The sequence below is a fragment of the Delftia sp. WSY_10 genome (assembly GCF_043104705.1).
GTDB lineage: Bacteria > Pseudomonadota > Gammaproteobacteria > Burkholderiales > Burkholderiaceae_C > Comamonas > Comamonas tsuruhatensis.
This window is the reverse complement of sequence record NZ_JBICKY010000019.1, coordinates 390,268-403,851: the sequence shown is the minus strand read 5'-3', so window position 1 is coordinate 403,851 and position 13,584 is coordinate 390,268. Positions and strand designations below refer to the sequence as shown.

Sequence of the window (13,584 nt, the reverse complement as noted above, 5' to 3'; positions counted from 1 at the left end):
TACAACCCGCAGGGAATCCACCAGGCGATCCGGCTGCCGGGGCAGCACCATGACAGGGAAACGGGGCTTTATTACAACCGGCATCGGTATTACGATCCGGTGGTGGGGAGTTATGTGAATCAGGATCCGATTGGGTTGACTGGAGGTGCAAATATGAGCAGCTACCCAACAAATCCTGTGGATTGGATTGACCCACTGGGATTAAATAAGATGGGGAGAGGTAAAAGTGGTTTTTATGGGCAAAAGCCTAAACCTCCGGTAAAGCCAGATCCAACATCAACGGGGAAAATTGCTGAAGGTTGGAATCAGACGAAACAGAAAGTTTCCGATGTGACGGATTCATTTGCAGAATTGATGAACAAACTCTCAGGCAAGGATGATATGCAGAAGAGGACTGACGAAGCAATTGTTTGCACGAAACAGGAGAATAAAGAAACCAAAGAAGTTTCAATTCCCTCAGACATCATTACCCCGGACTCTAGAGGTGTTGGAGTGATAAGGCCTCCATCTCCATCCGAAATCGGAGTTGGGGAAAAATGCATTAGCCAAAGGCTAAGAGTCATGCAGTCAGGGCCACTCCCAGGTTTGTCAGCGCCTGGTCAATAAAATATTTTTATGAGAAAATATATATATAAAGCAACAGTCATTGCTATATCAGTTTATGCAGGATATTGGCTGGGTATCTATAAAAACAATCAATACACTATGGAGTATATGAATTTCTTAAATAGTCAGTATATTGCAATAAGAGCAGCCAATGGAATTCATGGCATATCAAATATGAAAAACCATATTATGAATAAAAATCTTTTACTTTGCGAAATGAAAAAGGAAGTTTCTCGTCTTTCAGAAGATTGGATGGATTGCAAATCTGATAAAGCTTGTTCAAAAGAGGTTGAGGGTGGGTTTTTTTCAAAAATCGATGGAATAATATCTGAATTTAAAAATGAAACCTGCGAAGATAACTAATTACCAAAATACCATCAAATTCAATACTATATTAGCGAGCAGCATGCAATCCTAACTGTAAGCACAATACAAATAACAAGCAGATCATCCCTATCCACTACCAACAAAGCGCCCCCAAAAACAGAGGGGCCAGGTGGCCTGGGCCGCCAAGCTGGACCCCTGGGGCAATGTGCTGCAGGAGTACAACCCGCAGGGCATCCACCAGGCGATCCGGCTGCCGGGGCAGCACCATGACAGGGAAACGGGGCTGTATTACAACCGGTATCGGTATTACGATCCGGTGCTGGGGAGTTATGTCAATCAGGATCCGATTGGTTTGATGGGTGGATGGAACTTATCTGGATATTCAGAAGGTTCTCCCTTGAATTATTTCGATCCAGTCGGACTCGCCACAAAGGAGCAAGTTGATACAGCGGTTAACGTGCTGAAGGGGCAATTCCCCGAAATACTAAAAACACCGAAATCAGTTACTGGCGTTGTAGGTTTATCTGGAACGCTTGGGCAAGTTCTTGCCGGCAGAACAGATCTTAGTGGGAATATTCAATACAACGCAGATATTTATGGCGAAGACGGCGTTTCCATGTGTGATAGTAAATTAGATGATTTTCTTCAAACAATGGCGCATGAAATGCAGCATTTAAACGAGAGTGTTTTTGATAGAATTGGATTAAGTACGGGTCAGCTACTGAACAGAATTTCGCCAAAATTTTCCAGCATCGAAGATATTATTAATCATAATGCAGATACTATGTATCAATCCACCATAAATAAATACAAAAGCATTATAAATGGTGAAAAATAAATTGATTGTTAGAGTAATAATATATATAGCTCTAGCATTGTGTATATTATTATTATTGATACTTGGAGATTTTAGCCGTGGAATATAAATAAACTTCGTGATCAATGATATTGCAGATGGAACAAAATAAATTACGTTTTCCTATAAAAATAGGGCATGCCTACTGGAAAAATTTGCATTTCCCCTAGGACATAGAAATGAATATGCAAAAAAAAGGGGCAAGCAATTTTACTTCAGGCTTTGTTGGATGAAATAAGAGGCAGTGGCATTATTTACATCAACAGCAAAGACAAGTCAGTTAGAAGAAAAATTTCCGAGGATTTGAAAAATATCCAGATTCATCTGCTACTGAGTAAAAAGCCCTTTACTCCAGGAGCGAGCAGGGGAAAGATGTTCTTTTTTCGAACATGCCCACGCATGGCAGGATGACCATGCAAACTCCGGATGAATCGCAGTCATACAGTTGCTTTGAGAAAATTTATTATCAGAATAATGCTCAATAAATTTCCCAAATAATCTCATTGCAGCGTTATTATAAAGATTTTTTATGGATTTCAAAATTTACTATTTAATGATAAACTTTTATTGAAAGGAGTTTTCTGGAAATAATCAAATATATTTGTCAATTTATTCTGGCAATTCTGAATAACACATTCCATTTCCAAGAGGGACACATGACCGCAAAAACCACCCAAACCCTGATCCGCATCCTGCTCGCAACCCTGTCTCTCTCCGCAGCCACTGCCACTTACGCCGCGCAGTGCCCGCTGATTCCCGATGGCAATGCCACTCTGGAAGAGTCCGAGAGGGCTGCACTGCTCAGCGAGTTCAAGTTCGAGGCGCTGGACAAGGAACTGGCCCGCAGGCACAAGAAGAATCTTTCTTCCTCGGGCGGGGACTTGTTGACCATGCGGGATCTGCTGGGACTGCAGCAACTGAGCCTGCAGGAAGAGAACATGATGCGCATGTGGGCGGATCAGCAGCCCAAGTCGTTCTTTGCCCAGCTCAATGCGGGCCTCTATTACGGCAACAAGGCATTTGGCGCCCGCGGCAACGCGCCGGCTTCCAGTGTGACGGGCAGCCAGTGGAACAGTGTCAAGCAGCTCAGCGCGAAGGCCCAGCCGTATCTGCAAAAGGCCATGGCGCTGGATGCCCGCTCGGCCTTGCCGCAGACGATGCTGATTGGATTGGCCGCAATGGAAAACCAGGTGGGTGGGCGTACTGCGGCGCAGTGGCTGCAGGCGGCCGATCAGGCCGATCCCAAGAACCTGGCGGCCCGCGTCAATGCCCTCAATTACCTGAGCCCGCGCTGGGGCGGGTCCTTGGAGGGCCTGGACCAAATGGTGTCACAGGCCGTGAAGTCGCTGCCATCGGCCAGCGCCGGCTATCTCCAATACAACCTGGTGCTTGCCAAGGCCAGCCATTACGAAGTCGTCGAGAAGGACAAGAGCAAGGCCCAGGCCCTCTACAAACAGGCCAAGGACATGTGCGACAACTCGGAGGCCGCACGGGCGGGCATGGTCAGGACGTACCAGTAATCAGGAAACAAGGCAGGCCCAAAGGCCTGCCTTGTTTTATCGCCCACAGCCTGCGGGCACACACACCCTCAAAACGTTGCCGAAGGCAGATCCTGCCGGCTGAACACCAGCGACACCTTGGCTTCTTCCGGAATGGGCGGCAGTGAAGCATCCCATTGCTGCCAGGCTGCGCGTAGCTCGGCCAGGCGCTGGGGCTCGCGGTCGCGCAGGTTGGCGCGTTCGCGCGGGTCCTGGGCCACGTTGAAGAGGTATTCCACGCCTTCGATCTGCAGGTATTTCCAGTCGCCGCGCACCAGGGCGCGCTGGGCGCGGTGCTTCATGCGCCAGCACAGGTCGCGCTCGGGGTTCCAGGTACCGTCTTCCATCAGGGGCAGCAGGCTGACGCCGTCCAGCGGGTAGTCGGCGTGGCCGTCCACGCCCGCGGCGGCCAGGAAGGTGGCCGACCAGTCCATGGTCAGGTTGGGCGTGTCGCTGACGGCGCCTGCCGGCATGCGGTCAGGCCAGCGAGCCAGCAGGGGCACACGGATGCCGCCTTCGAGCAGGTCCATCTTCTGGCCGATGAAGGGCCAGTTGTTGGAGAAGCGTTCGCCGCCGTTGTCGCTGGTGAAGACGATGAGCGTGTTCTCGGCCATGCCCTTTTTCTCGAGCGCGTCCAGCACCCAGCCAATGCCTTCGTCCATGTGGTGGATCATGCGCTGGTAGGTCTCGATGGTGCCGCCGTCGGTGTGCTTGCCGAAGCCGCCGATGCGCCGCGATTCCGCCAGGTCGTCGCGCGTGAGCCAGGGCCAGTGCGGGGCGCTGTAGTGCAGGGACAGGTAGAAGGGCTTGTCGGCCGTCTGGCGCTCGACGAAGTCCACGGCGCGGCGGCTCAGCAGGTCGGTGAGATAGCCCTCTTCCTCGTGCGGCTCCTCGTTGATCCAGAAGTCGGGGCGGCCACGCGGGTCGCAGTGGGCGAAGTAGTCGGCGCCGCCTGCGTGAAAGCCGTAGAACTCCTCGTAGCCCGACATGCGCGGGCCGAAATGCGGCGGGTAGCCCAGGTGCCATTTGCCGACCAGGGCGGTGGCGTAGCCGGCGTCGCGCAGCAGCGAGGCCACGGTGGGATGGTCGGGCGGCAGGCCCAGCACCTTGTCGCCGTGGACGCTGGCGATCGGCTCCTCGGCCGCGCCGCGCAGGCGGTACTGCCAGCGGCCCGTGGCCAGGGCAAAGCGTGTGGGCGAGCACACGGCCGAGTTGGAATAGCCGCGCGTGAAGCGCATGCCCTGCGCGGCCATGGCGTCCAGGCGGGGCGAGACATCGGTGGCGCGGCTGTGCGCATCGCGCGCGCCCGTGCAGCCGAGGTCGGCATAGCCGAGGTCATCGGCCAGGATGAAGATCAGATTGGGGCGCTGGGTTGCCATGGGAGCCAGGAGACAGTGGATGCGTTGGGAAAGGGAGTATCGCCAAAACGGCGGTGCCTCAGGGCCACAGGCCCTGGTGGCGGCTTCAGTCGTTGGTCAGGTGGATGCGCTTGACCAGGGCGGCCCACTGCGCGGACTGTCCCTTGGCACGCGCCTGGGCCTCGGCCACGGTGGAGCCGACCATCTCGATGTCCAGGGCCTTGGCGCGTTCCTTTTGCTCGGGTGCGCGGATGGCCTCGTTCATGGCGTCGACAAAGCGCTTTTGCACGGCGGGCGGCACGCCCTTGGGTGCGGCCAGCAGAATCCAGAAGGTGCCGTCGAACTCGGGAAAGCCCGACTCGGCAATGGTCGGCAGCTCGGGCGCCAGCGCCGAGCGCGTCTTGCCCGAGGTGGCCAGGGCGATCAGCTTGCCGCTCTGGACCTGGGGCAAGACCGTGGGGCCGGCCAGGAAGCCGCAGTCCACCTGACCGCCCAGCAGGTCCTGCATGGCCGGCGCGGGGCCCTTGTAGGGCACATGGACCATCTTGGCGCCCGAGGTAGCCAGCAGCGATTCCATGACCAGGTGGCCCGGCGAGCCCGCGCCACCCGAGGCATAGGTCAGCTCGCGCGTCTTGCTGGCGGCCACCATGTCCTTGACGGACTTGAAGCCCGTGCCCGGGCCGCAGACCAGGGTCTGCGAGAAGCGCGCGGCCACGACCAGGGTTTCCAGCGCGTCGGCCTTGTAGCCCATGTTCTTGTAGACATGGGGGTTGACGGTGAGCACGGGGTCCATGGCCCACAGCCAGGTGTAGCCATCGGGCGCGGAGCGCGCGACCTCGGCCGCGCCGATGTTGCCGTTGGCGCCCGGCTTGTTGTCCACGACCACGGCCTGGCCCAGCGCCGCCTGCAGGGCGGCGGCCACGGGGCGCAGCGAGATGTCGGACGGGCCGGCCGGCGGATTGGGCACGACGATGCGGATGGGCTTGGCCTTGGGCCATTCCTGGGCCAGGGCGGGCGCCGCGCACAGGCCGGCGGCGACCAAAGCCAGGGCGGCACGCGCCAGGGCTGCGAGGGGGCTGGGCATACTTGTCTCCTTGTCGTTGTCTTGCGGCCAATGTACGCAGGCCGCCGACAATGCATCTAATCCATCATCCCTAGCGTAAACCCGAAACCGGCCCGCGAGTCCATGACCGACCTCCACCGCTGGCGCCACCCCGCCGTGCTCGACGACATGTTCCTCTACCACCTGGCGCGGCTGCAGGCGGCCGCTGGCAGCCGCGTGGTGCGCCTGTGCGAGGGCCGCTACGGCATCACGCGGCGCGAGTGGCGCATGCTCTGCCTGCTGGCCGAGGCCGGGCAGCTGCAGCCCTCGCAGCTGGCCGAGCAGGCGCAGCTGGACCGCACGCGCACCTCGCGCGCGGTCACGGCGCTGCTGGCCAAGGGCCTGGTGTGGAAAGAGAGCCAGGTGAGCGATGCGCGCCGCGCACTGCTGCGCCTGAGCGACACGGGCCGCGCCCTGCATGCCGAGCTGTTCCCGCAGGTGCAGGCCATCAACCGCGAGCTCATGGACGCCGTGCCCGAGCCCGAGCTGCAGGCCATGGCCAGCGCCTTTGCGCGCATCCGCGCCCGGGCGCGGGAGCTGGAGGCCAGCAGCCCGCCGCCCAAGGCGCCGCGCAACCGCAAGCGCACGGCCTCGACCTGACAGGGCCGACAGACAAGCATGCTCCAATGGCACGCAGATCAACTCTGCGGCCTTTCCCATGAAAGCTCTACTCCTCGGCCTGGCGGCCGCCATCTGCGCAAGCACCACCATGGCCGCACCGGCCACGGCCGTCCTTGGCGAAAAGCCGCTGCAGGCAACGGGGCCACTTGACCCACTGCGGGGTGTTCTGCTGACGCCGAGCCAAAGCGCGCCGCCGGTCGTACTGATCGTCCCCGGCTCAGGCCCCACCGACCGCAACGGCAACAGCCCGTTCGGCCTCAAAGCCTCGACCTACCAACTGCTCGCACAGGAACTGGCCACCCAGGGCATTGCCACCGTACGCATCGACAAACGTGGCATGTTCGAAAGCTACAAGGCCGTGGAGGACCCCAATGCCGTGACCATCCAGGCCTATGCCGAAGATGTGCACCACTGGGTGGACGCCATCCGCAGCGAGACCGGTGCCCAATGCGTCTGGGTGCTGGGACACAGTGAAGGTGGACTGGTCGCTCTGGAGGCTGGTCAGGGCCGCTCCGATATCTGCGGACTGATATTGGTAGCAGCTCCTGGTCGCCCAATGGGGCAGACGCTTCGGGAACAGCTCAAGGAAGACCCCGCCAATGCACCGATCCTGGACCAGGCGTTACCGGTCATCGATGCTCTGGAAGCAGGCAGGCGCGTGGATACCCGCCAGATGGACAGGCCGCTCAACACCATGTTCCATGCCAGCGTACAAGGCTTTCTCATCAACACCTTCGCGCTGGACCCCGCTCGCCTGATAGCGGGCTATTCCAAACCCGTGCTCATCATTCAAGGTGAGCGCGACCTGCAGATCAAGCCAAAGGATGCTCAGCGTCTGGCCAAGGCTGCACCGAACGCCAAGCTTGTGCTGTTGCCCGCCACCAACCATGTGCTCAAGAAGGTGGAGACCAACGATCGCGCTGCCAATCTTGCAACTTATGACAAGGAGGGGCTGCCGCTAGTGCCCGGGGTTTCCAGCACCATTGCCCGGTTCATAACGTCAGCCACCGTGAAGCGATAGGCGAGCCGTTGGCTCACCCCTGCAGGTACACCACGTGCGTGTGCGTGTACTCGTACAGGCCGTGCTTGCCATCAGCCCCGCCCACGCCCGACTTGCGCACGCCCGCATGGAAGCCCTGCATGGCCTCGAAGTTCTCGCGGTTGATGTAGGTCTCGCCGAAGTCGATCTCGCGCATGGCCTGCATGGCCTTGGACAGGTCGCGCGTGTACAGAGAAGAGGTCAGGCCGTACTCGCAATCATTGGCCAGGGCGATGGCCTCGTCCAGGTCTTCCACCACCTGGATGGGCAGCACGGGGCCGAAGATTTCCTTGCGCATGATCTCCATGCCGGCATGGCAGCCGGCCAGCACCGTGGGCTGGAAGTGAAAGCCCGCGCCCAGGTCTGCGGCCTGCCCGCCCGTGACCAGTTGCGCGCCGTCGGCGATGGCCTGGCGCACCTTGGCCTGCACGCTGTCCAGGCCCTTTTGGTTGATCAGCGGGCCCATTTCCACGTCGGGCCGCGCAATCGGGTCGCCGTAGCGCGTGGCGGCCATGGCCTGGGCGATGCGGGCCGTGAACTCGTCGGCCACCTGGCGCTGCACGTAGACGCGTTCGGCGCAGTTGCAGACCTGGCCGGTGTTGATGATGCGCGAGTCGCGGATGGCGCGCACGGCCAGGTCCAGGTCGGCATCGGCCAGCACGATGGCCGGGGCCTTGCCGCCCAGCTCCAGGTTGAGCTTGGTGATGTGGGGCGCGGCGGCTGCGGCGATGCGCTCGCCCGTGGCCACGCTGCCCGTGAAGCTGACCATGTCCACGCCCGCATGGCCGGCCAGCGCAGCGCCCGTGCCGCCCTGGCCATAGACCACGTTGAACACGCCGGCCGGCAGCTCGCACTGGGCCAGCAGCTCGGTGAAGGCGTGGCAGTTGATGGGCGTTTCCTCGCTGGGCTTGATGACGATGGTGTTGCCCGTGAGCAGGGCCGGCGCCATCTTGCGGGCGATCAGGAAGAAGGGAAAGTTCCAGGGCAGGATGCCCGCGACCACGCCCAGCGGCTTGCGCAGCAAAAAGATCTGCTCGTTGGCCCGGTCGCTGGTGATGACCTCGCCCTCGATGCGGCGCGCCCATTCGGCCATGTAGTCCAGGTAGTCGGCGGTGAAGTTCACCTCCACCTCGGCCAGGCCCAGGGTCTTGCCCTGCTCCTCGGTGATGGTGCGCGCAATGCGCGCGGCGTTGTCGCGGATGCGGGCCGCCACGCGGCGCAGGTACTGCGCGCGCTCCACGGCCGGGCGGCGCGCCCAGGCCTTGTGGGCGCCACGCGCGGCGGCGATGGCGCGGTCCACATCGGCCTGGCTGGACAGGGGCGAGCGCGCCAGCACCGCGCCCGTGGCGGGGTTGGTCACCTCATGCAGTTCGGCGCTGTCGGTGAAGCTGCCGGCGATGAAATTGCGCAGCACGGGAAGGGATGCCATGGAGTTCTCCTTGGGTTCAGTAGGTGCGGGATGCAGGGGCCGCCTGGTCCCTGGCGTGCGTGGCGCGATAGCGCCCCAGATTGGCCAGCGCGGCCTGGCGCAGCAGGCTGATGTCTATGCCCACGGCGATGAAGCGGCAGCCCCAGTCCGCATAGCGGCGCGCATCTTCCTCGCGCGGCGCGAGGATGCCGCAGGCCTTGCCGGCAGCCAGCGTGGCCTGGACGGTGCGGCGTATGGCGTCCTGCACCTCGCCCTGGCTGGCGTCGCCCGCATGGCCCATGCCCGTGGACAGGTCGGCCGGGCCGATGAAGACGGCGTCCACGCCATCGACGGCCGCAATCTCGGCGGCATTGGCCACGCCCCGGGGCGACTCGATCTGCACGATCAGGCACAGCTGTTCATGCGCCGTGCGGATGTAGTCGGGCACGGCATCCCAGCGCGTGGCCCGCGTCAGGCCGCCGCCCACGCCGCGCACGCCATGGGGCGGGTAGCGCATGGCGCGCACCAGCTCGCGCGCCTGTTCGGCCGTCTCCACCATGGGCACCATCAGCGTCTGCACGCCCACGTCCAGCAGTTGCTTGATGAGCACGGTGTCGCCCTGCACGGCGCGCACCACCGGGTGCGTGGCATAGGGCGCCACGGCCTGCAGCTGGCCCAGCAGCGTGGGCACGGTGTTGGGGGCATGCTCGCCATCGACCAGCATCCAGTCGTAGCCCGTGGTGGCGATGATCTCGGCCGCATAGGGCGTGGCAAAGCCGGCCCAGATGCCGTACAGCGGCTCGGCGCGCCGCAGCGCGGCCTTGAAGGGGTTGGCAGGCAGTTGCATGGCGGGCTCCTTCAGTGCGTGTACGGGCGGTGCAAAGCGCACTCGGGATTGAGCTCCACGCCGAAGCCAGGCCTGTCCAGCGCCGACAGGCGCATGCGGCCGTTGACGGGCACGGGCTCGCCCAGCAGCTGCGGATGGAACATGGGCACGACCTCGTCGGCCTTGGGGGCCATCATCAGGAACTCGGCAAACGGGCTGTTGTGGCGCGTGGCCACGAAGTGGTAGCTGTAGACGCTGGAGCCATGCGGGATGACCAGGGCCTGGTGGGCATCGGCCAGGGCCGATATCTTGAGCAGCTCGGTGATGCCGCCGCACCAGCCCACGTCGGGCTGGATGATGTCGCAGCAGCCCATCTCCAGCAGCTGGCGAAAGCCCCAGCGCGTGGCCTCGTGCTCGCCCGTGGTCACCAGCATGCCGGTGGGCACGTTCCTGCGCAGGGCCGCGTAGCCCCAGTAGTCGTCGGGCGGCAGGGCCTCCTCGATCCACTTGAGGCCATGGGCCTGCGCACCCTGGGCCAGGCGCGTGGCGTAGTTCACGTCCAGGCTCATCCAGCAGTCCAGCATGAGCCAGAAGTCCGGGCCCACGCGCTCGCGCATGGTGGCCAGCTCCTGCAGGTTGCGGCGCAGGCCCTCCTCCCCTTCGGCCGGGCCGTGGTGCAGCGGCATCTTGCCGCCGATGAAGCCCATCTTCTGCGCCAGGTCGGGCCGCGCGCCCGTGGCGTAGAACTGCAGCTCATCGCGCACGGCGCCGCCCAGCAGCTGGTGCACGGGCTCGCCGCGCACCTTGCCCAGCAGGTCCCACAGCGCCAGGTCCACGCCCGAGATGGTGTTGATGACGATGCCCTTGCGGCCGTAGTACAGGGTGGACAGGTACATCTGGTCCCAGATGCGCTCGATGTCAGTCACCCGGGCGCCTTCGAGGAAACGCGCCAGGTGCTTTTCGACGATGTAGGCCGCAGGCTCGCCGCCCGTGGTCACGGCAAAGCCCACGCGTCCGGCGCTGTCCTCGATCTCCACCACCAGCGTGCCCAGCACGTTGATGCCGAAGCTGCGGCGGCTTTGCCGGTACTCGGGGTACTTGGCCATGGGCGTGGCGATGTGGTCGTCGATCCAGTGGCCGTCGGACTGGTCGTGGTAGTCGGCGCCGCCGCCCTTGAGCGTGAAGGCGCGCACCTGCTTGATGGTGGGGATCTGTGTCATGGGATGGTTGTGCTCCGTGTGCAAGTGGTTCAGGCGGCCGACGGTGCGGCCAGGGCCGGCGCCAGGCGTGCACGCACGCCCAGCACCAGGGCCGCAGCCAGCAGCGTGGTGCCGGCCAGCAGGTACAGGCCGGCCGCCGGGGAGTGGAAAAAGCCCTCGGCCCAGTTCTTGACGATGGGGGCGATGAAGCCCCCCACGGCGCCGAGGGAGTTGATGAAGGCGATGCCGCCAGCGGCCGCAGCGCCGGCCAGCGTGTTGGCGGGAAAGGTCCAGAACACGGGCTGCACGGCGATGAAACCGGCCGCCGCCAGGCACAGCGCGGCCACACCCAGCAGGGGGCTGGAGAAACTCACCGATGCAGCCATGCCCACGGCAGCCATCACCAGCGTCAGGCTGGCGATGCCGCGCGGCTGGCCTGTCCGCTCGGCATGTCCCGGAATCCACCAGGCGGCCAGCAGCGCGCACAGCCAGGGAATGGCCGAGACCACGCCCACCAGCAGGCCCACCTTGGTGCCCAGCAGGCCCGCCACCTGGCTGGGCAGGTAGAACACCACGCCATAGACGCTGGCCTGGATCAACAGATAGATCAGCGCCAGGTAGAGCACGCGCGGTTGGCACAGCGCGGCCAGCAGGCTGTGGCCGTGGCCGCCCTTGGCGCGCTCTTCGCTGTCGAGGATGTCCTGCAGCAGCGCCTTGTCCTCGCGGCTGAGCCAGGTGGCGTCGGCGGGGCGGTTGTCCAGGTGGAAATACGCCCAGATGCCCACGGCCACCGCCATCAGCCCCTCCACCGCGAACAGCCACTGCCAGCCGTGCCAGCCGCCGATGCCGTCCAGCTCCAGCAGCAGGCCCGATAGCGGGCTGCCGAAGATGAAGGCCAGCGGCGCGCCGAAGTAGAAAAAGCCCATGGCCTGCGCGCGGTGCGCTGCCGGGAACCAGTAGGTCAGGTACAGGATGACGCCGGGGAAGAACCCCGCCTCGGCCACGCCCAGCAAAAAGCGCAGCACGTAGAACGTGGTCTGGTCGTGGGCGAACATCATGGCCGCCGACACCAGGCCCCAGGTGACCATGATCCGGCACATCCACATGCGTGCACCCACGCGGTGCATGATCAGGTTGCTGGGCACCTCCAGCAGCGCATAGCCCGCGAAGAACACGCCCGCGCCAAAGGCAAAGGCCGCATCGCTGATGCCGGTGTCGGCCTGGAAGGCCACCTTGGCAAAGCCCACGTTGGCCCGGTCCAGGAAGGCCATGATGTACATGAGCAGCAAGAAGGGCAGCAGGCGCCAGGAGATCCTGGCGAGCAGGGGAGCGGGGAGTTTTTTCATGACTTTCCTTGCAGGCAATGAGAGGCCGTCACGCCCGGTCGTCCGGAGCGCTGAAGGCGTGCTTTGATGAAGGTGCGAGCGGCCGCGGCGTTGGTGCCGGCCGCGTCAGCGCGTCATGAAACAGGCGATGGGCTGTGCATGTCTTGTCTCCTGGATTGGGTCTGCTTTTTCTTGTCGCAGGGCCAATGTACGGCGCATGATCGATGCTCAACAAATCGAATTTCGGTCACATCCGATACCTTGTGCTTATGCCTGCGAACACGCCCGAATCCGCCCCGCCCGTGCTGCACCGCAGCCTGCTCAACCGTCTGCGCTACAAGCACCTGCACATGCTGGTGGCGCTGGGATCGAGCCTGAACCTGCACCGCGCATCGCTGAGCCTGGCCATGTCCCAGCCTGCGGCCACGCGCATGCTGCGCGAGATCGAGGACATGTTCGGCTGCCAGCTCTTCGAGCGCCTGCCGCGCGGCATGCGGCCCACAGCCCTGGGCGCGCAGCTGGTGCGCTTTGCCGAGGCCTCGCTCAACAGCCTGGACCGCTGCGCCGAGGACCTGGCCGCGCGCCGCCAGGGCGGCTACGGCTACCTGTCCATCGGCACCATCATGGGCGCAGCACCCGACCTGGTGATGACGGCCGTGGCCCGCATAAAGGCGCAAAGCCCGCAGCTGCGCCTGCGCATCATGGGCGACACCAGCGACCAGATCCTGCGCCTGCTGGACCAGCGGCGCATCGACCTGGCCATTGCACGGCGCAGCCCCACGGCAGACAGCAGCGGCTACGGCTTCGAGGAACTGGGCAACGAGCGGCTGCTGCTCGTCGTGCGCAGCGGCCATGCGCTGGCGCGCCGGCGCAAGCTCGACTGGGAGGAACTGGTGCGCGACTGGCCCTGGATCCTGCAGCCGGCCACCAGCCCTGCGCGCATCGCGCTCGACCAGCTGCTGCAGCGCCTGGAGCTGCCCGCGCCGGCCGACATCATCGAATGCAGCTCGGTGTACTCCATGCAGCAACTGGTGCAGCTGACCGATGCCGTGATGCTGCTGTCCGAATCCGCGCTCAAGGACTATCTGCGCATGGGCCTGGTCAGGGCGCTGCCGGTCTGCATCGACGTGCCCATGGCGCCCTTCGGCATCCTCACCCGCACCGACGACGCGCCCACGCAGGAGCAGCAGCGCTTCATCGCGCTGCTGCGCGCGCAGGCCCGGGGGCTGGCTCAGGCCGGCTGAGCCAGCACCGCTCGCGTTTCGACCTGCAATCTCGCATGGCGCAGGGGAACGGCAGTTGCCGGGCCTGCTCGGCGGCCTGCTGTCGCGCGGCTTCGGCTTCAACACCGGCGTGCAGTTCATGGGCTACTACACGGC

General features: G+C 62.9%; 12 protein-coding genes and 1 pseudogene. 7 read left to right on the top strand and 6 right to left on the bottom strand.

Translation table 11 applies throughout. The features are described from left to right. The 4 genes and pseudogenes from ACF8ML_RS10670 to ACF8ML_RS10655 all read left to right on the top strand — a co-directional run. Window positions 1-606: RHS repeat-associated core domain-containing protein (locus ACF8ML_RS10670; RefSeq protein WP_392407106.1), on the top strand; the 606-nt coding region annotated here is incomplete at its 5' end. 9 nt (window positions 607-615) lie between these two features. Then, window positions 616-969, top strand: a complete 354-nt coding sequence (locus ACF8ML_RS10665; protein WP_143289993.1) for a hypothetical protein — start codon at window positions 616-618, stop codon at window positions 967-969. A gap of 121 nt (window positions 970-1,090) precedes the next feature. Further along, window positions 1,091-1,357, top strand: a pseudogene (locus ACF8ML_RS10660) (RHS repeat-associated core domain-containing protein); the annotation flags it as partial. Between the two features lie 1,088 nt (window positions 1,358-2,445). Then, window positions 2,446-3,309: a DUF4034 domain-containing protein gene (locus tag ACF8ML_RS10655; RefSeq protein WP_392407105.1), complete on the top strand. Its 864-nt coding sequence runs from the start codon at window positions 2,446-2,448 to the stop codon at window positions 3,307-3,309. A gap of 68 nt (window positions 3,310-3,377) precedes the next feature. Here ACF8ML_RS10655 and ACF8ML_RS10650 read toward each other — a convergent pair whose 3' ends face one another. Further along, a complete protein-coding gene (locus ACF8ML_RS10650; RefSeq protein ID WP_392407104.1) occupies window positions 3,378-4,706 on the bottom strand; it encodes a sulfatase in 1,329 nt (442 codons plus the stop codon). Between the two features lie 85 nt (window positions 4,707-4,791). Continuing rightward, window positions 4,792-5,769: a tripartite tricarboxylate transporter substrate binding protein gene (locus ACF8ML_RS10645; protein WP_392407103.1), complete on the bottom strand. Its 978-nt coding sequence runs from the start codon at window positions 5,767-5,769 to the stop codon at window positions 4,792-4,794. Window positions 5,770-5,871: 102 nt separating this feature from the next. Here ACF8ML_RS10645 and ACF8ML_RS10640 point away from each other — a divergent pair, with 102 nt between their 5' ends. Continuing rightward, a complete protein-coding gene (locus ACF8ML_RS10640; RefSeq protein WP_392407102.1) occupies window positions 5,872-6,387 on the top strand; it encodes a MarR family winged helix-turn-helix transcriptional regulator in 516 nt (171 codons plus the stop codon). Between the two features lie 58 nt (window positions 6,388-6,445). After that, the gene (locus ACF8ML_RS10635; protein ID WP_034397791.1) at window positions 6,446-7,429 is read left to right on the top strand and encodes an alpha/beta hydrolase; all 984 of its coding nucleotides are present in this window, start codon (window positions 6,446-6,448) and stop codon (window positions 7,427-7,429) included. A gap of 13 nt (window positions 7,430-7,442) precedes the next feature. On the opposite strand, the gene aldA is transcribed toward ACF8ML_RS10635, so the two are convergent. The 4 genes from aldA to ACF8ML_RS10615 are packed head-to-tail and all read right to left on the bottom strand — an operon-like array spanning window position 7,443 to window position 12,226. Further along, window positions 7,443-8,876: an aldehyde dehydrogenase gene (gene aldA, locus ACF8ML_RS10630; protein ID WP_154833168.1), complete on the bottom strand. Its 1,434-nt coding sequence runs from the start codon at window positions 8,874-8,876 to the stop codon at window positions 7,443-7,445. Window positions 8,877-8,892: 16 nt separating this feature from the next. Further along, the gene (locus ACF8ML_RS10625) at window positions 8,893-9,702 is read right to left on the bottom strand and encodes an HpcH/HpaI aldolase/citrate lyase family protein (RefSeq protein WP_061290042.1); all 810 of its coding nucleotides are present in this window, start codon (window positions 9,700-9,702) and stop codon (window positions 8,893-8,895) included. 11 nt (window positions 9,703-9,713) lie between these two features. Next, a complete protein-coding gene (gene rhmD / locus ACF8ML_RS10620) occupies window positions 9,714-10,901 on the bottom strand; it encodes an L-rhamnonate dehydratase (protein ID WP_013800167.1) in 1,188 nt (395 codons plus the stop codon). Between the two features lie 29 nt (window positions 10,902-10,930). Beyond that, window positions 10,931-12,226: an MFS transporter gene (locus ACF8ML_RS10615; RefSeq protein WP_034368750.1), complete on the bottom strand. Its 1,296-nt coding sequence runs from the start codon at window positions 12,224-12,226 to the stop codon at window positions 10,931-10,933. Window positions 12,227-12,429: 203 nt separating this feature from the next. Between ACF8ML_RS10615 and ACF8ML_RS10610 the strand changes: the two genes are divergently transcribed. Beyond that, on the top strand, window positions 12,430-13,449 hold the full coding sequence (locus ACF8ML_RS10610) for a LysR family transcriptional regulator (RefSeq protein ID WP_392407101.1): 1,020 nt from the start codon (window positions 12,430-12,432) through the stop codon (window positions 13,447-13,449). Window positions 13,450-13,584: the final 135 nt, after the last annotated feature.